The organism is Thalassobacillus hwangdonensis (assembly GCF_042675915.1).
GTDB classification, from domain to species: Bacteria; Bacillota; Bacilli; order Bacillales; family Halobacillaceae; genus Thalassobacillus_A; species Thalassobacillus_A hwangdonensis.
The window spans coordinates 1-23,462 of sequence record NZ_JBHTKL010000005.1 but is presented as its reverse complement, the minus strand read 5'-3'; the positions used below and the strand labels follow the sequence as shown (position 1 = coordinate 23,462).

Genomic DNA, 23,462 nt, shown 5'->3' with positions numbered 1-23,462 from the left:
CTGTCTATGCAATATCCAAAGTTTGGATTGAGAACTTTTTAATTAGGTCGTTTACCTTTTGGGAAGCATCTTGTATAATTAGAACAAACGTTCGATTTGGAGGGAAACGTGGTGGATAAGTACAACAAGGATCGGGGTACAATCAAATGGACCTCATTGATGCTGCCGGAGCATGTTCAAATGGTGAAAAGCCTTTGGAAAGAAGACGAACGGGTGGAAAAAGGTATCCTGGATGAACAAAAAGCTGTGGAAATCGATTTTCTTCTGCAACGGGCGGTGAATGATAATTTGACGATTTCGATCAAGCACCACGATGGTTTCGATTACCGTACTACGCTCGGGAAAGTGGATTCCGTCTGTATGACACAGAAGCGGCTGCATGGGCTTCAAGTGGATTCAAAAGAAGTATTCTCCTTATCGCTACACGATATTGTGGATATCACCATTGTTTGAAATTGAATCTGGGAGCACATTGGTATAAACTGGTTAAAAGCGTATTAAAAAGGGGATGCCAATGGGGAAGTTCATTAAATCAAAGCTCTTCATGATTTTAGTCGTAGTTATCATTGTTGCCGGTGCCGGATATTTCGGTTTTACTATGGTAGCAGAAGTAACAGGTGATGACAGAGAAAATGAAGAAGAAGTGTCAAAAGCAAAGAGCGATTTGACAGCGATTACGGTAGCTTCAGATGATACAGAGGCTTCAGAGGATAGTGGATTCCAACCGGAAAACGTTGGAGTATTCATCGCTGTCGCCCATGATTTCTATAATGATACGACAGGGTATGGCGCTTATGAAACAGGAATGGACTGGGAAAGACAGCAGGAAATAGCGATGCAGTTCACTTCCTATATCGACCGTACTTCCTTTGATTCGGAAACACTCCAAGCAGATATGGAAGATGTATCCGTGTATATGGATGCAATTATAGACGGGTCGAAAGATATCAATAATGTTCTGAAAGCCCATCGCTACTTTCATGATCTGGATATAGCGGTCAATGATTATAATGCTTACGATAAAGTCTGGGGTGTCACGGAAACCCCGGTGAATTGAGACGCGGCTCTTACCTTTGTGTAAGAGCTCTTTTGATAGGGGAGAAAGAATATGAAGAAAACAGCACCAGAAACCGCAGCTTTAATCGTGGAAGAATATTTCCCTGCGTGCAATGTTGCACTGTTGGCAGGTAGTGTCATTCGCGGGGAAGGAACCAAAACGTCGGACTTGGATATCGTCATTTTTGATGAAAATGTCGAACAGTCCTACAGGGAATCATTGGTTTCATATGAATGGCCAGTGGAACTGTTTGTACATAACCTGGAATCTTACCGGCCGTTTTTTGAACAGGATATAGCACGGGCTCGCCCGTCACTTCCGCGAATGGTTGCCGAAGGAAGGATCATCACAGATGATGGCCGGGCAAAAGCGATAAAAGCTGAAGCGGAGGCACTATTGGACAAGGGGCCAAAAGCGTTGACACGTAAAGAAGTGGAAATGAAACGGTACTTCATCACGGATGCCTTGGATGACTTTATCGGTAGTCAAAATCGTGGCGAATCGATTTTTATAGCAAACAAATTGGCGGACTTAGTCCATGAATTTGTCTTACGTACGAATGGGAAATGGATCGGCGATTCCAAATGGGTGGTGCGAGCATTAAAGGAATATGATCCGCTTTTTACTGAAAGGTTTATCGGGGCGTTCGATCAGTTTTACAAACGAGGTGAAAAGGCTGCGATCATCGACTTGGTTGACGATGTACTTGAAGTTTTCGGGGGACGATTATTCGAAGGGTTCAGCTTGGGGAAATGACCCATTTATTCCCAAGGATAAACGATTTACATTGATCAAAACTAACAGGTGTGAATCGATTATCGAGGAGGGTGCGTGTCATGTACCGACGGAATCGTTTATCCAGACTAGGAAGATTGTTACCAATGCGGACATCACAGATGAACCGCGGCAGAAGAGGTGGGGGAATGCTGTTCACCTTGGTTAGCGTGGTCATCAGCAATGTCGTTGTCAGCCTACTAAGGAATCAAAGCTCGAATATCATCCAACGATTGTTCCAAAAAGGAAGCGGGACACAGCAACAGTCGATGGGACGGAGTGGAGATCCATTGCAGACTGCTACTGCGGAGTTTTCTGAAGAACTGGCGACAGGAAAAACGAAACAGAAAGAAAAATAGGTGCAAAGGTCAACCACTTGTAGGGTTGACCCTTTTCTTTTGCAAAAAAAAGAGAGCGCTCAATCGCTCGCTCTCTCCTCTGTCGTATGTTCTGTCCAGTCCACCCATCCAGCGATGGAAAAAACAGCTCCTGATGCAAGGAAAAACAGTCCGATCAGCTTCTCGCCCAGCAGGCCAATCAAGATGACAGCAACGACCACGTTCAACAATCCTACGGTGACGAACATCCAGGAAGTCCAGTGCTTCATTAACACGATGGTCACCCCGTTTCATAGGTTAGGTTCAGTATAACTTATTTTTCCAAACTCGTACATAAAAGCATCCGTGTGTTTAACTTTATGATGGAAAAGGAAAAAGGTTACCAACTTTCGATACAGGAGGTAACAAATTTGAAAACTCATCAATTATACATTAACGGAAGCTATGTCAACTCTTCTGGTGAAGAATATATCGATATCATCAATCCTGCTACCGAGGAGGTCATTTCCAGGACGCCCAGGGGCACAGAAGATGATGTCAACAAAGCAGTGGAAGCAGCCTTCAAGGCTCAAAAAGAGTGGGAACTGACACCGAATATCGAACGAGGGAAAATTGTACGAGCACTAGGCGATAAGATCGAGGAAAATCGGGATACGTTCATCGACCTGCTTCAGGAAGAGCAGGGAAAAGATTATGAACTGGCAAGCGGCGAAGTCGATCTTGCTATTGATTATTTCCGCTATATGTCCGAATGGGCAAGGCGAATTGAAGGTGAAATTGTTCCAAGTGATCGAGCAAACGAAAATATCCTTATCTATAAAAAGCCGATCGGTGTAGTAGCTGGGATCGTCCCGTGGAATTTCCCAGTCTTCATTTTGGCGAGGAAAGTGGCAACTGCACTTGTAACCGGCTGTACCATCGTTCTTAAACCAAGCCAGCAGACGCCGAATACCGCAATGGAGTTCACGAAAATCGTAGATGCGATGGAGGACATTCCTGCTGGTGTCTATAATGTGGTGACTGGAACAGGGTCAGAAATCGGTAACGCACTGGCGAAGCACGATAAAGTGGATATGGTTTCTATGACTGGAAGCATCGCTGCCGGAACGAAAGTGATGGAAGCTGCCGCTCAGAGCATTACTAAAGTGAATCTGGAGCTTGGTGGGAAAGCACCGGCGATTGTAACTGCAAACGCGGATCTCGACGTCGCAGTAGAAAGCATAAAGATCTCGAGGCTTGCAAATAATGGGCAGGCTTGTACGAACGCAGAGCGTGTGTATGTGCATGAAGACGTAGCTGAAGACTTCATCTCCAAACTGAAGCAGGCTTTCCAAGATGCCAAAGTTGGAAACCCGCGTGAGAATAAGGATGCAGATGTCGGACCGCTTGTGAGCAAAGACCGGTTGGAGGAAGTAGAAAAAATGGTCCAGAATGCAATCGACGCTGGAGCGGAAATAGTTACTGGAGGAGAGCGCGCTTCAATGGATAAAGGCTTCTTCTATAAGCCGACGATTCTGACGAATGTAAAACAGGACATGCAAATCATAAAGGAAGAAATCTTCGGGCCAGTCATTCCAGTCATGACATTCAGCACATTGGATGAAGCGATTGAATACGGAAACGATACCGATTATGGCTTATCCTCCTCCGTTTATACCGAGGACTTAAATGAAGCTATGAAAGTCATCAATGAATTGAAGTTCGGAGAAACATACGTGAACAGAGAGAACTTTGAAGCTGTCCAAGGGTATCATGCCGGCATGCGAAAGTCTGGACTTGGTGGTACGGACGGCAAGCATGGGGTCGAAGATTTCCTTGCTACCCAAGTTGTCTACATGCAGTATAAAAACGATTAACAATAAAAAAGCTTGAGAGCGATCGTCCGCCCTCAAGCTTTTTTCAATTGATATTGCCAAGGTAAACAGGTCCAGGTTGGTTTTTGATGAAGTAATCCACCAATGAAGAGACCATTGCATTTGGATAAATTCTGTAATGATGCAAATCAGCAATTGAAACCCATTCGATACCGATTTGGTGATCATCAGGGTTTGTAGGTTCACTTTTCAACATTTCAGGGTTCTGTTCACAAAGGAAATAGTATTCAATCTGATGAACTCCGCTGTCAAAGTCCGCATGTTCATGGTCTTTCCCGATATATTCCCTTACATATAGGAGCTCATTGACCTGCACAGGGATTCCGGCTTCTTCCATGCATTCTCTACGTAAAGCATCGTGCATCGTTTCCTCATGCTCCTGTCCACCACCGGGAAACAGGTAGAAGGCACCCTCTTTGTCCATGTTTTTGGTCAGTAGTACGGAATCACCTTCTGTTATGATCGCTTTTACGGAATTACGTATTGGCATTTTCTTCTCCCTTTCTTTTCAACCAGGAGGTAGCGAAATCGACTGCTTCTTTCATAGGGAATAGACGACTATCCGCCTGGCCGACATTCGATCTAGTGATGGGATGGTTTCGTTCGTAGTCTTCTCCGATTTGGACAAACTGTTCTTCGTCAAGTTCAATATCGTCATATGTCATCCACTCTTTTGTACCATCAATAAGTAATGGAGCACCTCTTTTTATTTGCTTGTTCGTTCCGGCTTTATGTTCGGATAAATGAAAGCTTGTATTCGAATCATAGCCAACGCCGATCAGAAGGACTTTTGCGTTGGAGCGATAAGCTACTCCCAGAGGGGATTCCTCATTCAGCCCGTAGTGAAGTGGATGGCGTTCCGTCAATCTCTTGGCGTGCTTTCCCCAAGCTCCGATTGAAAATGTCGGGTGATTACTCCGGAATACACCCGGCCACGTACGAAACAATTCAGGGATGACACCCAAATAGGTGGACGGAGTACGGGCCGGCTCAAATAATGGCATTTCTTTTCGGATGGTATCATGCCATTCTTTCGGTACGGGTGGGTTTTCCCATTCAGCAGGATCTGAAATGGAAGGAGTATGTGTCTGGATGACAAGTGTACCTTCATCCGTCAACACGTCCATCAATGCATGCAGGACAGTTACTGGTCCACCGACCACCCAGCCAAGGGATTTCATTGAAAGGTGGACGAGAAGCATGTCGCCTTTTTCGACTCCGATTGCTTCCAAATTGCGGGCTAAGCTTTCCCGTGTAAGGGGCTTGTCTGTTGAATTGATTACAGTTGGTTCACTCATATGTATTACCTCCCACCCTTATCATAATATAAATGGGTGAGAATAAAACCCACTACATACTGCAAGCAAAGGTATTAGTGGAAAATCAGAGGTTCAATAATTTTGTAGGTGTGATCCTTATTCAAGTAGGATGGATGGGAAATGGCGAGACTCCCGTGGGAGAAGGGTCTAGGCAAGATCCCGCAGGGCGAATGCCCGAGGAAGCTTGCCAGATCCCCCACAGGAAAGCGAGTTGTTTCCCATCCATCCAAGGAACTATATGGCACCGCCTGACTGGATATAAAAAAGAAGCCTCGTGTAAGGCTCCTTTTTTACCAATATGCGGGCTGGGCTGGTTTGTTCTTTCTTGCAAGCTTTACTAATAGATAAGCAATCGGTGTGTCGATGACCGCTACGATCAGCTTGAATACATACTGGGTGGCGATCATGCTGATCAATACATTGGTTGGAACTGTACCTACGAAAGCAATCGTAATGAACAACGTCGTATCGATCAATTGACTCGACATCGTCGATAGATTGTTACGCAGCCAAAGTTTCTTTTCCCCCTGTTTTTCTTTCAAACGGTGGAAAATGAAAACGTCGAAATTCTGGCTTGCCACGTAAGAAATCAGACTAGCGAGCATGACGCGGAATCCTGCCCCAAGAATCGATTCAAATTCCTGCTGGGATTCAAAAAATGGTGCCGCAGGTAACTGAATCGCAATCACGATGAAAATAAGTGCGATGATTTGCGTAAAAAATCCTGCCTGGACCGTCTTTTTAGCCGCTTCTTTCCCATACACTTCTCCGATGACATCAGTAATCAAATAGGTGATGACGTAGACGATGACAGCGGCAGGCAGTACATAGCCGCCGATCGTGAATAACTTCACGCCCAGGATATTGGCTAATATAAGCAGCCCTACGAATAGAGCATTCAAATAGATGAACATGGTTTCCTCTCCTTTCTTGTGGGAGTAAGGAATCCAAGCAATCCCTCATTACCGGTTATCGATATTCTCTGGATATAGATCATGATTCATCAAACGATTATCTGCCATCTGTTCAAACTTCGTTCCAGGTTTTCCATAGTTGCAGTAAGGGTCAATGGAAATACCACCGCGCGGAGTGAATTTCCCCCACACTTCAATGTAACGTGGAGCCATAAGCTCGATCAGGTCATTCATGATCGTGTTGACGCTGTCTTCATGGAAATCCCCGTGGTTCCGGAAGCTGAACAAGTACAACTTCAATGACTTGCTTTCCACCATCTTGATATCAGGAATATAACTGATATAGATAGTTGCGAAGTCCGGTTGTCCGGTTTTCGGACAAAGCGTAGTGAACTCCGGGCAATTGAACTTAACAAAATAATCACGATACGGGTGCTGATTATCGAACGTTTCCAATGCACTTGGATCGTATTCAAAAGAATAGCTCGTCCCCTGACTGCCCAGGTGGGACAAATTCAAACTGTCTTCATTTCTTCCAGCCATGATGTAACCTCCTAGAAATATTGGTTTGTTAAACGATATGAAAATTTGTTAAATGAGTCGGGAAACTACTCGCTTTCCACGGACGAACGGTCAAGCCTCCTCACTTCGCTGCGGGGTCTCGACGCATTCGTTTTTCCGTAGGAGTCTCGCAATTTCCCTCTTCATTTTTCGAAAACACAGAATCGTTTAACTCTTAAATAAGCAAATAAAAAAGACCACATCCTAAGGGATATGGCCTGAAAGATCATATATCCTTAGTTTTTTATCGAGGGTGTAGCTAAGAACCTCTCCCGTTTGCAACGGATTTATTGATGTTTGACTCATTAATTATAGGAGGGTTCCGATACGCTGTCAATTCCTTGCATACTTCTTTTGTCACGAATTTGGAATTCTTATACCATTTCACTTTAAAAGCCTGGCTACTTCGTCTAAAATATATAGTACTGCAAGAATATTTTGAAAAATCAAACCGAAGTGTGCTGCCTGCTCATGGCATTTTTTATTGCAGGCATAAGAAACCGTTTACAAACTAAAAGATGAGGTGATTTGATGGACGTAAAAACACTTGCAGCACGAAAAGGCGAGCACAACATGAAGGATTACAAGGAAGCATACGAGAAGTTCGATTGGGAAAGTGTGAAAAGCCAGTTCTCCTGGAGTGAAACAGGCAAGGTGAATATTGCGCATGAAGCGATTGACCGCCACGCAGACAATCCTGATAAAAAAGATCAAGTCGCACTTATATATTCAGCACCGGACCGCGAGGAAAAGCACACATTTGAAGACTTGAAGTTCAGCAGTAATAAATTTGCGAATGTATTAAAAAAATATGATGTTAAAAAAGGCGACCGCGTCTTTCTGTTCATGCCGAGAAGCCCGGAATTCTATGCGGCATTCTTCGGAATCCTTAAAGTAGGAGCGATTGCAGGACCATTGTTCGAAGCATTCATGGAACAAGCGGTCAGAGATCGTCTGGAGGATAGTGAAGCGACGATGCTTATCACTACTCCGGAATTATTGGAGCGAGTACCTTTAGAGCAGCTTCCGCATTTGAAGCAAGTCGTTCTTGTAGGTGACCATGACAAAACATCGGATACTTTCATCGATTACCACAAAGAGATGGACGAAGCTTCGAAGGACTTTGATATCGAATGGGTAGACCTTGAAGATGGAATGCTGTTGCATTATACATCTGGGTCCACTGGAAAACCTAAAGGCGTCTACCATGTACACAATGCAATGCTACAACACTATCAGACTGCGAAGTGGGTATTGGACTTGCAGGAAGACGACGTGTATTGGTGTACGGCTGACCCGGGCTGGGTCACTGGAACAAGCTACGGAATCTTCGCTCCATGGTTGAACGGAATTACGAATGTCATCCGTGGAGGTCGATTTACACCAGATGATTGGTACAGTACGTTGTCCAATCATAATGTGAGTGTCTGGTATTCTGCACCAACCGCTTTCCGTAAATTGATGGGAGCTGGGGCGGAGACGGCTCAGAAACATGATCTATCCTCTGTTCGCCATATCTTGAGTGTCGGTGAACCGCTTAACCCTGAAGTGATCAGCTGGGGGATGAAAGCCTTCGATCTTCGCATTCATGATACATGGTGGATGACGGAGACAGGTGGCATGATGATCTGTAACTATCCAGCGATGGACATGCGCCCTGGTTCGATGGGTAAACCATTCCCGGGCATAGAGGCAGCAATCGTTGATAATGATGGGAACGAACTACCAGCGAATCAGATGGGGAACCTTGCACTTAAAAAAGGCTGGCCGTCCATGATGCGTGCAGTCTGGAACAATCCTGGCAAATATGAAAGCTATTTCCTTGGAGATTGGTATGTGTCTGGAGACAGTGCTTACCAGGACGAAGATGGTTACTTCTGGTTCCAGGGCCGTCTGGATGATGTCATCAATACATCTGGAGAACGCGTCGGACCATTCGAAGTGGAAAGTAAGCTGATCGAGCATGAAGCAGTTGCGGAGGCCGGTGTCATCGGTAAACCGGACCCTGAGCGTGGTGAAATCATCAAAGCATTCATTACCTTGAGGGATGGGTATGAAGAATCTGATGAATTGCTGGAGGAGATCCGTCAGTTTGTTAAAACAGGCTTGAGTGCACATGCGGCACCGAGAGAAATTGAGATCAAAGACAGCATTCCTAAGACGCGTAGTGGTAAAATCATGCGTCGTCTTCTGAAATCATGGGAGCTCGGACTTCCAACAGGAGACACATCAACTCTAGAAGAATAAAAGAAAATGAGTTGTGAGAAAAAACTCTAGTTTGAAAATGATAATAGCATAGCGTAGTCAACATACGAAGACTCCGGTGGGAAAAGCACGAGTCCAAAGGCCCCGCAGGAAAGCGGTTTTGGCTTTCTGAGGAGACTGAGGCCGTGTCCACGGAAAGCGAAGTATGTTGACGAAGCGTGAATGTATTCAATTAAAAAATACCCCCCGGATAAATTCTACATTTGTCCGGGGGGTATTTCGTTTAAGTAGCTAGTTTAAAATCAATCTTCCAAACTTCCTTTAGGACCGAAGAACTCGAAGTGAATGTTTTCTTCAGGAACATTCATTTCTTTCAGGAAGCTGTTGACCGCTTTCATGAACCCTTCAGGACCACAGAAGTAATAATCTCCTTCTTCCGGAGCGATGGAAGTAAGCCATGGCCCTTCGATGTATCCTTCTTTATCAAAGGATTGAAGCTTGATATCTTCCTCTGTAGGAGAGTCATAGATGATATGGGTGTGCACGTTACTATTCGTTTGTGCCATTTCTTTCAAGTCGTCTTTCAATCCGTGCATCGTACCATTGATTGCTGCATGAATGAAGTGGACCTCCCGATCAGGCGTGACTGCTGCAGCAGTTTTTAGCATGCTCATCATTGGTGTCAAGCCGACCCCACCGCTGATGAGGATGAGAGGTTTCTTCGAATCTGTCTCAAGTACGAAATCACCAGCAGGCGCGCTTACTTCAATTACATCTCCTTCACCGATGTTCTGATGCAGATAGGAGGAGACTTTGCCGGCAGGTTTGTCAGGTGTTTCATCCTCACGCTTCACACTGATCCGGAAATAATCGTTACCAGGAGAATCGGATAAGCTGTATTGTCTCAACTGCGTATATTTTTCACCAGGGATGTCGAGTTTAACTGTAATGTACTGTCCTGGTTGGAACGTAGGAAGCTTGCCTCCATCTACTGGCTTTAGATAGAAGGAAGTGATCACTTCGCTTTCTTTTACTTTTCCTGCGACTTTGAAGGATCGGTAGTCGATCCATCCTCCAGTCTGCTCAGACGCTTCCTTATACATGTCTGCTTCAACAGAAATGAATGCATCCGCTATGACTCCATAAGCTTTTCCCCAGGCTTCGATGATGTCATCTGTCGCAGCGTCACCAAGCACGTCCTTGATCGCAAGCAACAGGTGTTCACCGACAATCGGGTAATGCTCTGCTTTAATATTCAAGCTGCGGTGTTTATGCGCGATTTGTTTAACTGCAGGTAGAATCGCACCTAAATTATCAATGTATTGAGCAGCGGCATATACTGCATTCGCCAATGCTTGTTGCTGGCGTCCCTTTTTCTGGTTTGCCATGTTGAATATATTTTTCAGTTCCGGATGGTTTTCGAATAACAGTTGGTAGAACCTTTTTGTGATTGCTTCTCCATGTTCTGCAAGCACGGGCACCGTAGATTTCACCGTGTCGATTGTTTGTTGATCCAGACGTTCAGCAGTTTGTGTAGCCATAATCATACCAAACTCCTTTTCTAAAAGATGTATGTTTTGTACATCTTTTATTCTAACATTAAACCTGTATTATAAATGTGTGTTTTGTGACGATTCCGTTAACGTTTCACATGAAACATTTTCAGGCATCCATTAAGACAAGGCAGGTTTGGTATGATACCATGAATAAAACTAACTACTAGTAAGGAGTCACCCTTCATGCGTTTGAAAAAGTACACGGATTATTCTTTACGTGTGTTGATTTATACAGGGTCTAAACCAGATGGAGAATTGGCTAGTATCAAAGAGATTTCAAAAGTATTCGATATATCAGAGAACCACTTAGGCAAGATTGTCCATCAGTTGAATAAGATGGGAATGATCGAAACCATTCGGGGAAGGGCAGGCGGAATAAAGCTGGCTAAATCCTCGAAGGAAATCAATGTAGGCGAAGTGGTCAGGAAGATGGAAGATGACTTCGTATTGATGGAATGTTTCGATAGAGACATTAACCAATGTGTCATTACGCCTTCCTGCAAGCTGAAGCATGTGTTGAACGATGCATTGCAGGCTTTTCTAACTGTGTTCGACAACTATACACTTGAAGATCTGCTTACGAATCAAGATGAATTGAAACAACTGATGAATATACAAGATTGAACACAACCGCCCCTCCTGTGGCGGTTTCCTTTTTATTTTCAGAGGGAATGATAAAAATCTACAGGAAATTACATAATGGGAGAAAGAACATGATGCAACAAATGACGACATGGAAAAGGACAACATTAGAAACGATTCAATGGTTGGTATTTTTATTGGCGAGTGCTGTCGCCTTACCAATTGTCATTGGTGCCATATTCGACATGAATTTCACCGAGGTATCCGGCCTGATGCAACGTACATTTTTCGTAGTAGGTATCACTTCGTTCCTTCAAGGCTGGCTCGGCCATCGTCTTCCGATCATGGAAGGGCCTGCTGGTTTATGGGTCAGCATCTTCGCGGTCATGGCAGTGACGGGAGCACAGCAAGGGAGCAGTTATGGTGAAACGCTGAGAGTACTGGAAATGGCGATGATCCTGACTGGTGTTTTCCTGGTGATCTTTGGAATGACCCGGTTGGCGGGGAAAGTATTGAATCTGTTCACACCGATGGTGACAGGTGCATTTCTTTTTCTTCTGACGGTACAGCTGAGTGGTACTTTTCTTAAAGGAATGTTGGGGCTGCAGCAACAGGTGGAAACAATCGAGGCTGCTCAAGCGGTGTTAGCCTTTCTTACTTTCTTTTTGGTACTTGGTTTATCCATTTTCGGGAAAGGATGGGTAAAAAGCTATGCAGTCCTGATTGGTATTGTCGTTGGGTGGGCGCTCTACCGGATTTTTATTGGGGAAAAGAAACAGGAAGCTGCAGATATCGCTCTATTCTCATTGCCTGAGTGGTTTGCATGGGGAACGCCGAAATTCGATTGGAGCGTCATACCGATTGCATTCATCATTGCTGTCATTCTGTTATCGAATGTCGTAGCTTCGGTTGTCGCCATCAGCCATTCGATCAATGGGAAGCCGACCTACACCTACGACCAGATCAATCGAGGGAGCTCCTTCCTGGGAATCACTCACTTCCTATCCGGCGGCTTCTCGACGATTGCAAATGTTCCTTTGGCATCGTCTTCAGGGTTCATTGATTTGACCGGTCAGAAGCGGAAGGCGCCATTCATGTTTGCAACCCTCCTGTTGACAGTTATTGCGTTCTTTCCACCATTGGTGGCATGGATATCCGGCATTCCCTCTCCTGTGGCAAATGCTGCACTTTTAGCAACGTTCGTCCAGTTGATGGCGTTAGGGTTGAATAATATTGCAAGTTCAGAGCTTGACCAGCGCAAGCTGACCATTCTATGCGTATCATTTTTAATCGGAATCGGTATCATGTTCCTGCCGACTGAGGTATTTAGCGAAATGCCTGCGATAGCACAGAATTTAGTCAGTAATGGTTTACTTGTAGGAACAGTGCTGGTGATAGTTTTGGATCAAGTTTGGAAAAGTAAAGAAACAACCAATTGATAGGGAGTGGGAAGATGAGCAGGTTATATGATGTTGTAGGAATTGGAATAGGCCCTTATAATCTTGGCTTGGCAGCATTGATGGAAAAGACGGAGCTGGAGGGGATCTTTCTGGATCGCACGCCGGAATTCCGCTGGCACCCTGGGATGATGATTGAAAAGATGGATCTTCAGGTTCCGTTTTTAGCGGATGTCGTCACTTTCGCAGATCCGACCAGTCCTTATTCCTATTTGAATTACCTCCATAAACAGAACCGGATGTTCAAATTCTTTTTTTACAGTGAGTTCAAAGTTCCTCGTCCGGAGTATAATGCCTATTTAAGCTGGGTAGCCAATCAGTTGGAGAATCTGCGTTTCGGCAAGACCGTCGTCGATGTGATCGATCACAAAGATGATGAAACTCCTCACTATGAAGTTGTCGTGAAAGAGGAAGACGGTCAAACGGAGAGCTACTTTGGCAAACACGTTGTGATGGGGACAGGAAGCGAGCCGCTTATTCTGGATAGCATGAGCGGATTCCCTGTCGAAGACGTCCTTCATACGAGCAGTTACTTATATGAAAAGGAAAATCTGCTGCATTCAAAGCATGTCACGGTCGTCGGATCAGGGCAAAGTGCAGCCGAAGTGTTTCTCGACCTTCTCCAGGAACAGATGAATCGCGACATGCACCTTACTTTATTGACGAGGTCAGGTGGGTTATTTCAACTTGATAGTTCGAAACTTGGACAGGAGTTCTTTTCTCCGGATTATGTCGACTATTTCCACTCGTTGTCTTATGATCAAAGAATGAAAGCATTGGATACGTTAGGAAACCTACGAAAAGGGATTGATCCTGACACATTGATCCAGCTCTATGAAACCTTATATCACAGGACAGTAGATGGAAAGAAGGCTAATGTGACCATCCAGCCGCTGACGGAAGTGCAGGAGATCAATGCCGGAGAAGGACATTATACATTGAAGTGCAAGCAGTGGCAGAAAGAAGAAACCTTCGATTATCACAGTGAAAAAGTGGTGCTTGCGACAGGATACAAGCCACATATTCCGAAATGGTTCCAGGAACGCTTCGCAGATGAGATTGAATGGGAAGATGATAAACGGTACAAGGTTACAAGAGATTTCCGATTGGAATTCAAAGACACACATACGAATCACTTTTTCACGCTTACGAACCTGGAGCACTCGCATGGGGCTGGTGCGACCAATCTTGGGCTGGCGGTGCAGCGTAATATCGAAATCATCAACCTTCTTGCAGGAAAAGAAATCTACCAAAATCAACGTGATACGATCTTTCAGCAATTTACGATGGACGAAGACAAGAAAAAGTAATCGAACACATTGATGGGCTTGAAAAAGGTTTGAGTAAATGGAGAAAGGGAAACATATCCTATGTGATTTCCAAAACATTTACATTTCAAGGAGATGATCAATCAATGGGTAAGAAAATTGCATGTGTCATGACCGAAATGTTCGAAGATGTAGAATATACCGATCCTGCCAAAGCATATAAAGATGCTGGGCATGAAGTCGTCACGATCGAGAAGGAATCAGGGAAAGAAGTTACCGGAAAACAAGGAGAAGCGAAAGTGAAGATCGATAAAGGAATTGATGAGGTGAAACCGGAGGACTTTGATGCGTTATTCATTCCGGGAGGGTTCTCGCCGGACCAATTGCGTGCCGATGAGCGTTTCGTTTCTTTCGCCAAGCACTTCATGGATGAAAAGAAACCGGTATTTGCAATTTGTCACGGACCTCAGTTACTGATTACCGCGCGTAGTTTGGAAGGGCGTACCGCAACTGGGTTCAAATCCATTGCAGAAGATATGAAATATGCGGGAGTCGACTATAAAGACGAAGAAGTGGTCGTTTGTCAGAACCAGCTGGTTACAAGTCGTCAGCCGGATGATCTTCCTGCCTTCAACCGTGAATCTCTGGCATTACTATAAGGAATTAAGATCTCGGCTTCGTATCAGCCGAGATCTTTTTACATAATTATCATACATCGATGTTCGCCTGCTTGCATCGCTCTTTCAGGATTGTTCTGAGCGCATCAGCATCTTTAGGAGCAGAAGTCAGGATATGGCGGTGGTCTTTGTCAGTCACCTTAAGTCGTTTGAACGTCCAGCTTGGACTGGCAATTGGATTGTACGTATAAGTGACTTCACGAATATCACGGAGCAGAATTGCCTTTTTGATTGGGCCGAAGCGTGTGATGAACGCCTGTTCCGTAACTTCGTGGTATGATTGAATCAGAGCCCATAACATGACAATTTCAATTAAACCGATAATAAAAAGTCCGATCCAACCTTCCGCGGGATCGACTGCCACCCCGATTATACCTACAGGAATCAACATTAAGACAATTATAATTAAAATTGGATTTTTTTTGACTTGAAACTTCACTAGAATCACCTCGTTATTATTTTACATGAAAAGTTGAAGGACTTGGAGAGAAGGAGAGGACGCAAGATGATTGTTAATCAAGCAGGCGATCACTTTATAATGATCAACCAGCACGACCATGCACGCGTATCAGGGGAAATCGTGATGAATTGGAAGCAGGATTTTCTGCTGCGGTCCAAACTTCGTGAAGAAGCGGACTGGGCAATCGGGGAACACGATCGCGCATGGATTCAATTGGATAAAAAACCACTTTGGAATGAAGAAAAAGAAAGGCCATACTCCTTCATCGATTATCCGCTTGAACCAAAGTTGGATGCCTATCGTCAAGGGTTGGACGAAATCAGTGAAACCTCCGCATATGCTGCAATCCTTTGCAGTCTCCATTACAGTTCCTTTTTTCCGGAAGGAGCGAAAGAGCCTGCCATCCAAACTTTCCTCAATGATGAGCGAAATCGGAGGGAACAATTGAAGAATGAAATGGATATGGATATACCTTCCTACCTTTACGATCTCCATTTCAAACGGCTGCAATTTTGTGATGACTTGTCCTTATATGTATGCATGCAGGAGCCGGGAGTTTCCAAAGCGAATGAACTTTCCTGGTTCAAGGATGGGTTCCGCCAGTCGTTCGAGTTTGCGCCGAACGGGATGATTGCCCATTGGGAGGATGAAAAAACGGTCTCCATCGATCCTTTTCCTTTAGAAAAACCGTTTGAGATCCAGATTCCATATCGCAAAGTCACTAAGCAGGCGATCGATGAGCATGGGCTCCAACAAGCGTGGGATGGAGCTGCAGTCGATTATCGTAAAGTCCGATTTGAACGGAGACGGAACTAATGAAGTGCGGCGATGTGAAAGTATTGAAAGGCCCGGATTATATCACGATCGAAAAACTGGAACACCTCACTCCCGATCAAACCAGCAAGTGTATCGATGATATGGAGCAATCGGCTTCAGCACAAAAAGTAAAAAGAATATCCCTCGTTCATGAAGGGTACATAAGCGAGAAAAAGGTGGATCTGATTCAATCTCGGGGATATCACTTTGTGCGGAAAAGAATAGGTTATGAACTCGATTTTAAGAGGCCGTTACCATTTTCCCTGAGTGATAAAGTAGCAGTAAAAAAAGCAGATGAAGAAACGATTGTCGGTTTATTAGGCCGAATCCTGAACGTCTCAGATGCAGAACGGGAAGTTCTCAATATAAAAAGCGAGCTTGGAGAGGAATATGAGCACTCACTTTACTCGATCCATGCAGGTGGTAAAGGTGTCGGTGTTGTCATCCCACATATAGAACCTGGGACGTCTGATGAAGGACGTCTCTTTTACATAGGGATCGATCCGGAATATCAGGGAAAAGGCTATGGTCGGGAAGCTCATCGTTACGGTATTCATCTACTGAAAGATGTTTTTGGAGCGGTGAGTTATGTCGGCATGACAGATGAATCCAATCATGCGATGCAGGCGGTTTTTGAGAAAAACCATTGCAGAATGCGAAACCCTGTCTATGTTTTTACAAAAGCTTTCAATGGTTCTTACTAGCACACTGTTCGCAGGTATGTTCCTTTTCAATGATGGTGTTATACTCTGCATAAACATCTTCAAATTGAAGATTCAATTCCTTACCACATAGCATGCAAGTAGGCTTCTTTCCGAGTTCAGTCTTAGCATGGATGAGGTATAGAGCAATTCCCGCAGTCGCAAACGTTCCGAAAAACAGCAGATAAGGGATAATCATGAACAACCCTCCTATTCTCGTCCATTACTAATACGAGCGTGGAAGTGGAAGGGTTTCATTTTAATAACTAAAACGGCTTTCCTTAATAAGGAAAGCCGTTGTTCGTCATATCAATTTTTCTACATTAAATCGATCGTTCAGCAGCACCCAGTTTTGCGGGAAGGAAAGTCCCAGCTTCCAATAGCTGATTCCTTTCAGTCCAAGCTCCTTGATCAGGTCGAACTTTGCCTGGATTGAGCGGGCATCTTCAAACCACACTTCATGTTCTTTCCCGTCTGCATCATTATAGAAAAAGAAAGGAGCCTGGGCTTCCTGATCAAACTGGATTTCTTCATTATTCTCCCTCGCAAGCTGAATGGCTTGCTGGGGGCTGATCGCTTTGGCGAATTCGCCACCTTCCATATATGGAAGTGTCCAGTCGTAGCCATAAAGATTCTGGCCAAGCAGTATTTTATCTGCCGGCATTTCCGTCAAGGCATAATCGACGACATCGCGCACCGGTCCAATCGGCGAAACAGCCATTGGTGGACCACCACTGTATCCCCATTCATAAGTCATCAGCACAACAAAATCGACGATCTCTCCATGCGCTTTATAATCATGTGCTTCATACCATGCACCTTTTTGATCGGCGCTCGTCTTTGGAGCAAGTGCAGTCGACATCAGCAACCCTTCCTGCTGCAGACGATTTTTCGCTTTCCTTAAGAAACGATTATAGTCTTCTTTGTTTTCCGGCGGTAAAAATTCGAGATCGAAATGTACATCCCGAAATCCACCTTGCTTTGCGGTAGTAACGATATTATCAAGCAGTTTGTTCTGGACTTCCTCGTTTGTAAGAATGATTCTTCCAAGCTCTGCACTGAACCCATCTTCTTCTAAGTTCGTGACGACAAGCATCAACGTCGCGCGGTTACTTTCAGCAATATTTTTGAAATCATTCAATGGCGGTGCCTTCAGTGAACCGTCACGCTGAATCCGATAACTGAATGGTGCGAGGTACGTTAAGTATGGACTTCTTGACCGGGCGGAGGATTCAAGGTTTGCAGAAACGGTATCCCCGTAAGGCTCGATATAAGCATTTACAGAAGCGTCTGTCTTCGGTAACGGTGGTATATATAACCGGAATCCCACCGGAAGTGTGTTATTCACTGGGAATTGATTGATATTCGCGAGCTCCTGGGCAGTCAGTCCGAATTTTTGTGCAATGGAATATAGGCTGTCACCCGGTTGGACAAAATAGAATTGTCCATTGATCGGAATGACGAGCGCCTGCCCGACGACCAGACTTGCGGGTGTTTCTAATTCATTCGCTTCGGAAATCGCCTGCACGGTCGTCTGATACAGATTCGCGATATTGAACAGGCTCTCTCCACTTTGCACGACATGGATTTGCATGGTGCCACTCCCCTCCAGATTTTCCTTCTACCATTCTATGAGGAGAGTGTGGGACATTATGAATCAGATTGGTGTAGTGTCTGCCTTCAGCACCTGTTTCATCGTCAGCAATGCAAATTCATTGTCTCGATCATTCGTGGAGGCGACGGCATTTTCAGGAACCCAAAGTGCGTATTCCCTCATATATGCATCATTCGCAGTGAACAGTACACAGATATTTCCTGCAACGCCGCTGAGAATCAATCGTTTTACCCCAAGTTCATATAAGAGGGATTGGAGGGAACTCTGGTAAAAACCTGAATGCTTTGGTTTGATCAAGAAGAAATCATCGACACTTGGAGTGATTGCCTTCAGAAGTTTCTCCGTCTCCGGCGAAAGGCAATGGTCATATAATTGTTGCAGATCGGCCCTCCAGCGTCCATAATGATCATTGACATAAATGATCGGCATCTGATGTTCTTGAGCAAATTGCTTCAATTTCATTATATTAGGTAAGATATGATACGTATGGTGCAGCAGCTGTTCACCATGCTTGAAGTTGAAATCATTGATCAAATCGATGAACACGACAGCGGATTTCAAATGGGAATGCTCCAATCGGTTCCCCTCCTTTCCATATAGTTTGCACGGGCGGTGAAATTTCATGACCGATGAGAAGAAGGAAAATAGAGATGAATACTACATGCAGCTTGCGATAGCAGAAGCGAAGAAAGCTGAAGCTGAGCGGGAAGTGCCGATCGGCGCAGTGATTGTCCATGACGGGATTGTCATTGCACGTGGTTTTAACCTTCGCGAAACAACCCAGCGTGCATCCTCCCATGCTGAATTCATCGCAATCGAACATGCCAATGAAGCGGTTGGCAGTTGGAGGCTGGAGGACTGTACATTGTATGTAACGCTTGAACCTTGTCCGATGTGTGCGGGTGCCATCGTGCAATCGCGGATTCCTCGTGTCGTTTTTGGAGCCTATGACCCAAAAGCCGGATGTGTAGGTTCATTGATGAACGTGCTTGAGGATGATCGGTTCAACCACCAGGCTGCTGTAACCGGCGGTGTCCTTGAAGCGGAATGCGGAGAGTTGCTTTCTGCGTTTTTCCGGAATTTGCGGGAAGAGAAGAAAAAGAAAAAGGAATCCAAAGATTGACAGGCAATTATCATTGCATTTTTTGTGAAAAATGCTATACTTGAAAATACCGTGCTAAGCGGGGAGGTAGCGGTGCCCTGTACTCGCAATCCGCTATAGCGAGGCCGAATCCCCACTCAAGGTGGTGTGACCTTAAGGTCTGCCTTAAGTGAGTGGTGTTGACACCCAGGTCCTGCGCAACGGGAACCAGCGAACCCTGTCAGGTCCGGAAGGAAGCAGCAGTAAGCTGTCATTCTCGTGTGCCGCGGGAGTGCCTGGGTCGAGCCATAAGCTTAAGTAACGCTTAGGGTCGCATCATCGACAGTGGGTGCACGGCATACATATCGAAAAGGACTCACCTGAATCAGGTGGGTCTTTTTTTTACTTTAAGAAAATGTAACGTTGCTAAAAGATGAAAGTATAAGAAAATACTAAGGCTTATTCCATAAGTAATTGGCGATTAGGCAAGTTTTTCTAAGAATCTTCTCCCAAACCCAATGGAGGAAGGTTCACATCCAACTGGCAATTCAGGTATAATAGGAGAGAATTGATTAAAGGAGAACGGTGCTATGAGCTACCAGGCATTATATCGTGTGTGGCGTCCGCGTAACTTTGCAGACGTCGTCGGACAAACGCATATTACCCGTACGTTGCAGAATGCCATCATGCAGGATAAGTTTTCGCATGCGTATCTTTTTTCCGGTCCAAGGGGAACAGGAAAGACGAGTGCTGCAAAGATTTTTGCAAAAGCCGTCAACTGTGACCAGGCTCCAGTAAAAGAACCGTGTGGGGAATGTCCTTCCTGTATCGGCATACAGGATGGGTCGATTTCCGATGTGATTGAAATCGATGCTGCTTCCAATAACGGGGTTGAACAGATTCGGGAAATCCGTGACAAAGTGAAGTACGCGCCAAGTGCAGTGAAGTATAAAGTGTACATCGTCGACGAGGTACACATGCTTTCCATCGGAGCATTCAATGCCTTGCTGAAAACATTGGAAGAGCCGCCGGAACATGTCATTTTCATTCTCGCTACAACAGAACCACATAAAATTCCGTTGACGATCATTTCCCGTTGTCAGCGTTTCGATTTCAAACGTATCGGCCAGCAGTCGATTGTGGAGCGTATGGAAACCATCATTTCTAATGAAGGGATCGAAGTAGCCAAGGAAGCACTGGAGGCCGTAGCTTTGGCAGCCGAAGGTGGGATGCGGGATGCATTGAGTCTGTTGGACCAGGCTATTTCGTACAGCGAAGACGAAGTGACCATTGATGATGTCCTCGCTGTAACGGGATCTGTCTCCCAACAAAAATTGGCGGGAGTGGTCGATGCTTTATATCAGAAGGATGTAAAGTTGGCACTTCAACACGTAAACGACCTCATACAAAATGGTAAAGATCCAGGACGGTTTGTGTTCGACTTGATCTATTATCTTAGAGATATTCTTCTATACCAAAGTGCACCTGATTTGGAAGATAACCTCGAGCGTGCGATTCCGGATGATCACTTCAAACAGCTGACTGAACAGCTGTCTCCTGAGTTCATCCAGCAATGTATCCGTCACTTGAACCAATGCCAGCAGGAGATGAAATGGACAACGAGTCCGAAAGTTTTCATTGAAATTGCAATGCTGAATATTGCAGATACAGAAGGAACGACGCAGAAGTCGAATCCTGCCGAAGCGGAAGCCGTTCAACGTCTTGCAAAGAAGCTGGATGAAATGGAGCGTGAGCTGAAGCAGTTGAAAGCGAATCCGGCAGCGGCTGCTGCGCCTGCACAAGACAAACCTGCTCGTCGTACCCAGCCGCGAAGCAATCGGAATGGTTACAAAATTCCATTTGAACGGATCCGCATGATTCTGAATGAAGCTTCGAAGGAAGAAATCAAGGAAGTTCATGCGAAATGGGCGAACTTTATGGAAGCATTGAAGCAGAATAATGCTCCTGCACATGCTACACTATTGAATAGTAAGCCAAGAGCTGCTTCTGAAAAAGGACTGGTATTGGCATTCCGATATGAGATCCATTGTTCATTGGCACTGGAGCACAAAGGGACCATTGAACCTTTGCTCGCTGACTTCATCGGAAAGCAGATGGATATCATTCCGATTCCAGAACCGAATTGGCAGGAAATCCGTGCTGAGTTTGTCCAAAAGCAGAAATCCCAGGAGGAACCTGGTGAGGACAATAAGAAAGAAGATGAAGATGACCCATTGATCAGCGAAGCACGGAAGTTGGCAGGGGATGAATTGATAGAAATCCATGATTAATCTTATAAATATGAAATTAAAGGAGGTATCACCATGAAAGGTGGTATGGGAAATATGAATAATATGATGAAACAAATGCAGAAAATGCAGAAGAAAATGATGAAGGCTCAGGATGAGCTTCATGAAATGGTATTCGAAGCAACTGCCGGTGGCGGAATGGTCAAGGTAGTAGCAAACGGTAAAAAAGAAATCACTGATGTTCAAATCGATGAGGAAGTAGTAGATCCGGATGATGTAGATATGCTCCAGGACCTTATCCTTGCAGCAACTAATGATGTATTGAAGCAAGTAGATGATAAAACGAACGATACAATGGGACAGTTCACGAAAGGCATGCCTGGAGGCGGAATGTTCTAGGAGGAATTCTGAATGTATTATCCAGAACCGATTTCAAAGTTGATCGACAGTTTCACGAAATTGCCAGGGATCGGCCCGAAGACGGCTGTCCGTCTGGCTTTTTTCGTGTTGAATATGGAAGAAGATGATGTACTCGATTTTGCAAAAGCGCTTGTCAATGCGAAGCGTGAACTGACACACTGTACGAATTGCGGACACATTACCGACCAGGATCCATGTTCGATTTGTCAGGACGAATCCCGGGACAGTTCGGTCATTTGTGTTGTGCAGGATCCGAAAGATGTCATTGCAATGGAAAAGATGAAGGAATTCAGTGGCAGGTATCATGTGCTTCATGGGGCGATATCTCCAATGGATGGAATTGGACCTGAAGATATCAACGTACCGAGCCTGATCAATCGATTGAAGGATGAAGGGGTAGAAGAATTGATTCTAGCGACTAATCCGAATATCGAAGGGGAAGCAACAGCGATGTATATATCCAGGCTTGTAAAACCTTCAGGCATTCGTATTACACGAATTGCCCACGGTCTCCCGGTCGGTGGCGACTTGGAATATGCGGATGAAGTTACCTTGTCCAAAGCCCTTGAAGGACGAAGAGAACTGTAAAGCGGGGGATGACCATGTTCGGTCGAAAGAAAATCAAAAAGAAAGACATGGACCAGGAGCTGTTGGCAGATATTAACCGCCTGCAGCAGGATTGGTCGAATTTGAAAAATATCATTGAACATAGTGTCGACCCTACGGAAGATGGATTGAAGGATCTTTCGCTTGCAAAAGCAAAATACTTCTACCTTATTAAAGAAGCGCGTCATCGTAAACTGAGCGCTCTTTCCTAAAATGAAGTGCTATCCTCGCTTTGCCTGGCATAAGTTTATAGAAAGGACAAGCAAAGGGGGATGGGCATGGATCCGTTGGTCGTCATAGCGGTTCTTGTATTTGCAGTCATATTGATCATGATGCTTGGAGCCCCGGTCAAACCGATGAAATGGGTGGGCCAGGCGAGCATCAAGTTGCTGATAGGTGTATTGTTATTGTTTTTTGCGAATGTATTTGGAGCAGGGTTCGGGTTGCATATCCCGATCAACATGGTAACTGCCGTCATTGCTGGCGTGTTAGGGTTGCCAGGGGTCCTGTCCCTTACAGCGATTCAAATGTGGGTTTTATAAAGGCGAGGGAGCTTCCTCGCTTTTTTTAATGGAAGAAAACATAAGTGTAGGGAAGATATGAAGCTTCTCTAGCAGTTGGTTCCTGCTAATGCGATGGCTTAATGGAGAGTTGTAATAGAAAGATAACTTTTTTGAAATTAATATCTAAAAAGTTATTGCAATCATTTATTCAGCGTGATATATTATTACTTGTCGCGTTAAGAGAGCGGCAACGAACGAAACAAAACAAAAAGTTATCATGAAAAAAGTTGTTGACTTTAAAACAACCGCATGATATATTAGTTAAGTCGCTGTTTTGAACAGCAGGCAACAAATTGATCTTTGAAAACTGAACGAACCAACCAGTACGTCAATTACGTTTCTTCATTATATGAGGGAACGACAACAAGC

General features: G+C 44.8%; 28 protein-coding genes, 1 other RNA gene and 1 riboswitch. Of the genes, 19 read left to right on the top strand and 10 right to left on the bottom strand.

Translation table 11 applies throughout. The annotated features are described in order from the left end of the window. Positions 1-111: 111 nt before the first annotated feature. From ACFQ2J_RS09305 to ACFQ2J_RS09290, 4 genes are all read left to right on the top strand, one after another. Complete coding sequence (locus tag ACFQ2J_RS09305) at positions 112-453, top strand: YolD-like family protein (protein ID WP_386059135.1); 342 nt, start codon at positions 112-114, stop codon at positions 451-453. 61 nt (positions 454-514) lie between these two features. Then, entirely contained in the window at positions 515-1,057 is a 543-nt protein-coding gene (locus tag ACFQ2J_RS09300) for a hypothetical protein (protein ID WP_386059133.1), read from the top strand. 51 nt (positions 1,058-1,108) lie between these two features. Beyond that, a complete protein-coding gene (locus ACFQ2J_RS09295; protein ID WP_386059130.1) occupies positions 1,109-1,813 on the top strand; it encodes a nucleotidyltransferase domain-containing protein in 705 nt (234 codons plus the stop codon). 80 nt (positions 1,814-1,893) lie between these two features. Continuing rightward, a complete protein-coding gene (locus ACFQ2J_RS09290) occupies positions 1,894-2,190 on the top strand; it encodes a hypothetical protein (protein ID WP_386059128.1) in 297 nt (98 codons plus the stop codon). Between the two features lie 59 nt (positions 2,191-2,249). Here the strand turns inward: ACFQ2J_RS09290 and ACFQ2J_RS09285 are convergent, their stop codons facing one another. Beyond that, on the bottom strand, positions 2,250-2,444 hold the full coding sequence (locus tag ACFQ2J_RS09285) for a hypothetical protein (protein ID WP_386059125.1): 195 nt from the start codon (positions 2,442-2,444) through the stop codon (positions 2,250-2,252). Positions 2,445-2,579: 135 nt separating this feature from the next. On the opposite strand from ACFQ2J_RS09285, the gene aldA reads away from it, so the two are divergent. Continuing rightward, positions 2,580-4,025, top strand: a complete 1,446-nt coding sequence (aldA, locus tag ACFQ2J_RS09280; RefSeq protein ID WP_386059122.1) for an aldehyde dehydrogenase — start codon at positions 2,580-2,582, stop codon at positions 4,023-4,025. A 43-nt stretch (positions 4,026-4,068) separates the two neighbouring features. Here aldA and ACFQ2J_RS09275 read toward each other — a convergent pair whose 3' ends face one another. The 4 genes from ACFQ2J_RS09275 to queF all read right to left on the bottom strand — a co-directional run bounded on the left by ACFQ2J_RS09275 (position 4,069) and on the right by queF (position 6,819). Then, complete coding sequence (locus tag ACFQ2J_RS09275) at positions 4,069-4,533, bottom strand: NUDIX domain-containing protein (RefSeq protein ID WP_386059119.1); 465 nt, start codon at positions 4,531-4,533, stop codon at positions 4,069-4,071. Continuing rightward, the gene (locus ACFQ2J_RS09270; protein ID WP_386059116.1) at positions 4,520-5,341 is read right to left on the bottom strand and encodes an aminoglycoside N(3)-acetyltransferase; all 822 of its coding nucleotides are present in this window, start codon (positions 5,339-5,341) and stop codon (positions 4,520-4,522) included. Before ACFQ2J_RS09270 ends, ACFQ2J_RS09275 begins: the two co-directional genes overlap by 14 nt. A 311-nt stretch (positions 5,342-5,652) precedes the next feature. Beyond that, positions 5,653-6,276 carry a queuosine precursor transporter gene (locus ACFQ2J_RS09265; protein WP_386059113.1) on the bottom strand — a complete coding sequence of 208 codons (624 nt, stop codon included), beginning with the start codon at positions 6,274-6,276 and terminating at the stop codon, positions 5,653-5,655. A gap of 48 nt (positions 6,277-6,324) precedes the next feature. Continuing rightward, entirely contained in the window at positions 6,325-6,819 is a 495-nt protein-coding gene (queF, locus tag ACFQ2J_RS09260) for a preQ(1) synthase (RefSeq protein WP_386059110.1), read from the bottom strand. A 248-nt stretch (positions 6,820-7,067) separates the two neighbouring features. Next, a riboswitch (PreQ1 riboswitch) is annotated at positions 7,068-7,113 on the bottom strand. Positions 7,114-7,368: 255 nt separating this feature from the next. Here queF and acsA point away from each other — a divergent pair. Continuing rightward, a complete protein-coding gene (gene acsA / locus ACFQ2J_RS09255; protein WP_386059108.1) occupies positions 7,369-9,084 on the top strand; it encodes an acetate--CoA ligase in 1,716 nt (571 codons plus the stop codon). 260 nt (positions 9,085-9,344) lie between these two features. Here acsA and hmpA read toward each other — a convergent pair whose 3' ends face one another. Beyond that, positions 9,345-10,583, bottom strand: a complete 1,239-nt coding sequence (gene hmpA / locus ACFQ2J_RS09250; RefSeq protein ID WP_386059105.1) for an NO-inducible flavohemoprotein — start codon at positions 10,581-10,583, stop codon at positions 9,345-9,347. Between the two features lie 198 nt (positions 10,584-10,781). Here hmpA and ACFQ2J_RS09245 point away from each other — a divergent pair, with 198 nt between their 5' ends. The 4 genes from ACFQ2J_RS09245 to ACFQ2J_RS09230 all read left to right on the top strand — a co-directional run bounded on the left by ACFQ2J_RS09245 (position 10,782) and on the right by ACFQ2J_RS09230 (position 14,564). Then, positions 10,782-11,222, top strand: a complete 441-nt coding sequence (locus tag ACFQ2J_RS09245; protein WP_386059102.1) for an Rrf2 family transcriptional regulator — start codon at positions 10,782-10,784, stop codon at positions 11,220-11,222. Positions 11,223-11,311: 89 nt separating this feature from the next. Beyond that, a complete protein-coding gene (locus ACFQ2J_RS09240) occupies positions 11,312-12,619 on the top strand; it encodes a purine/pyrimidine permease (protein WP_386059099.1) in 1,308 nt (435 codons plus the stop codon). Positions 12,620-12,633: 14 nt separating this feature from the next. Further along, the gene (locus ACFQ2J_RS09235) at positions 12,634-13,947 is read left to right on the top strand and encodes a lysine N(6)-hydroxylase/L-ornithine N(5)-oxygenase family protein (RefSeq protein ID WP_386059096.1); all 1,314 of its coding nucleotides are present in this window, start codon (positions 12,634-12,636) and stop codon (positions 13,945-13,947) included. 104 nt (positions 13,948-14,051) lie between these two features. Then, a complete protein-coding gene (locus tag ACFQ2J_RS09230; RefSeq protein ID WP_386059093.1) occupies positions 14,052-14,564 on the top strand; it encodes a type 1 glutamine amidotransferase domain-containing protein in 513 nt (170 codons plus the stop codon). A gap of 49 nt (positions 14,565-14,613) precedes the next feature. Here the strand turns inward: ACFQ2J_RS09230 and ACFQ2J_RS09225 are convergent, their stop codons facing one another. Next, positions 14,614-14,946 carry a PH domain-containing protein gene (locus tag ACFQ2J_RS09225; RefSeq protein WP_386059090.1) on the bottom strand — a complete coding sequence of 111 codons (333 nt, stop codon included), beginning with the start codon at positions 14,944-14,946 and terminating at the stop codon, positions 14,614-14,616. Positions 14,947-15,087: 141 nt separating this feature from the next. On the opposite strand from ACFQ2J_RS09225, the gene ACFQ2J_RS09220 reads away from it, so the two are divergent. After that, positions 15,088-15,858 (top strand): DUF3891 family protein, encoded by a 771-nt coding sequence (locus ACFQ2J_RS09220; protein WP_386059087.1) that lies wholly within the window; start codon positions 15,088-15,090, stop codon positions 15,856-15,858. Then, entirely contained in the window at positions 15,858-16,562 is a 705-nt protein-coding gene (locus tag ACFQ2J_RS09215; RefSeq protein WP_386059084.1) for a GNAT family N-acetyltransferase, read from the top strand. Before ACFQ2J_RS09220 ends, ACFQ2J_RS09215 begins: the two co-directional genes overlap by 1 nt. Here the strand turns inward: ACFQ2J_RS09215 and ACFQ2J_RS09210 are convergent. The 3 genes from ACFQ2J_RS09210 to ACFQ2J_RS09200 all read right to left on the bottom strand — a co-directional run bounded on the left by ACFQ2J_RS09210 (position 16,546) and on the right by ACFQ2J_RS09200 (position 18,750). After that, positions 16,546-16,758, bottom strand: coding sequence for a hypothetical protein (locus tag ACFQ2J_RS09210; RefSeq protein WP_386059081.1), 213 nt, complete (start codon positions 16,756-16,758; stop codon positions 16,546-16,548). The genes ACFQ2J_RS09215 and ACFQ2J_RS09210 overlap by 17 nt on opposite strands. 105 nt (positions 16,759-16,863) lie before the next feature. Next, positions 16,864-18,153 carry a LysM peptidoglycan-binding domain-containing protein gene (locus ACFQ2J_RS09205; RefSeq protein WP_386059078.1) on the bottom strand — a complete coding sequence of 430 codons (1,290 nt, stop codon included), beginning with the start codon at positions 18,151-18,153 and terminating at the stop codon, positions 16,864-16,866. Positions 18,154-18,216: 63 nt separating this feature from the next. Beyond that, positions 18,217-18,750 (bottom strand): isochorismatase family cysteine hydrolase, encoded by a 534-nt coding sequence (locus tag ACFQ2J_RS09200; RefSeq protein ID WP_386059075.1) that lies wholly within the window; start codon positions 18,748-18,750, stop codon positions 18,217-18,219. 46 nt (positions 18,751-18,796) lie between these two features. On the opposite strand from ACFQ2J_RS09200, the gene tadA reads away from it, so the two are divergent. From tadA to ACFQ2J_RS09165, 7 genes are all read left to right on the top strand, one after another. Further along, positions 18,797-19,297, top strand: a complete 501-nt coding sequence (gene tadA, locus ACFQ2J_RS09195; RefSeq protein ID WP_386059072.1) for a tRNA adenosine(34) deaminase TadA — start codon at positions 18,797-18,799, stop codon at positions 19,295-19,297. 49 nt (positions 19,298-19,346) lie between these two features. Further along, positions 19,347-19,612, top strand: an RNA gene (gene ffs / locus ACFQ2J_RS09190) — signal recognition particle sRNA large type. A 233-nt stretch (positions 19,613-19,845) separates the two neighbouring features. After that, entirely contained in the window at positions 19,846-21,546 is a 1,701-nt protein-coding gene (dnaX, locus tag ACFQ2J_RS09185; protein ID WP_386059070.1) for a DNA polymerase III subunit gamma/tau, read from the top strand. A 33-nt stretch (positions 21,547-21,579) separates the two neighbouring features. Then, positions 21,580-21,903: a YbaB/EbfC family nucleoid-associated protein gene (locus ACFQ2J_RS09180; RefSeq protein ID WP_386059067.1), complete on the top strand. Its 324-nt coding sequence runs from the start codon at positions 21,580-21,582 to the stop codon at positions 21,901-21,903. A gap of 12 nt (positions 21,904-21,915) precedes the next feature. Continuing rightward, the gene (recR, locus tag ACFQ2J_RS09175) at positions 21,916-22,512 is read left to right on the top strand and encodes a recombination mediator RecR (protein WP_386059064.1); all 597 of its coding nucleotides are present in this window, start codon (positions 21,916-21,918) and stop codon (positions 22,510-22,512) included. 14 nt (positions 22,513-22,526) lie between these two features. Beyond that, positions 22,527-22,742, top strand: a complete 216-nt coding sequence (locus ACFQ2J_RS09170; protein ID WP_386059061.1) for a YaaL family protein — start codon at positions 22,527-22,529, stop codon at positions 22,740-22,742. A gap of 66 nt (positions 22,743-22,808) precedes the next feature. Next, positions 22,809-23,072, top strand: a complete 264-nt coding sequence (locus tag ACFQ2J_RS09165) for a pro-sigmaK processing inhibitor BofA family protein (protein ID WP_386059059.1) — start codon at positions 22,809-22,811, stop codon at positions 23,070-23,072. Positions 23,073-23,462: the final 390 nt, after the last annotated feature.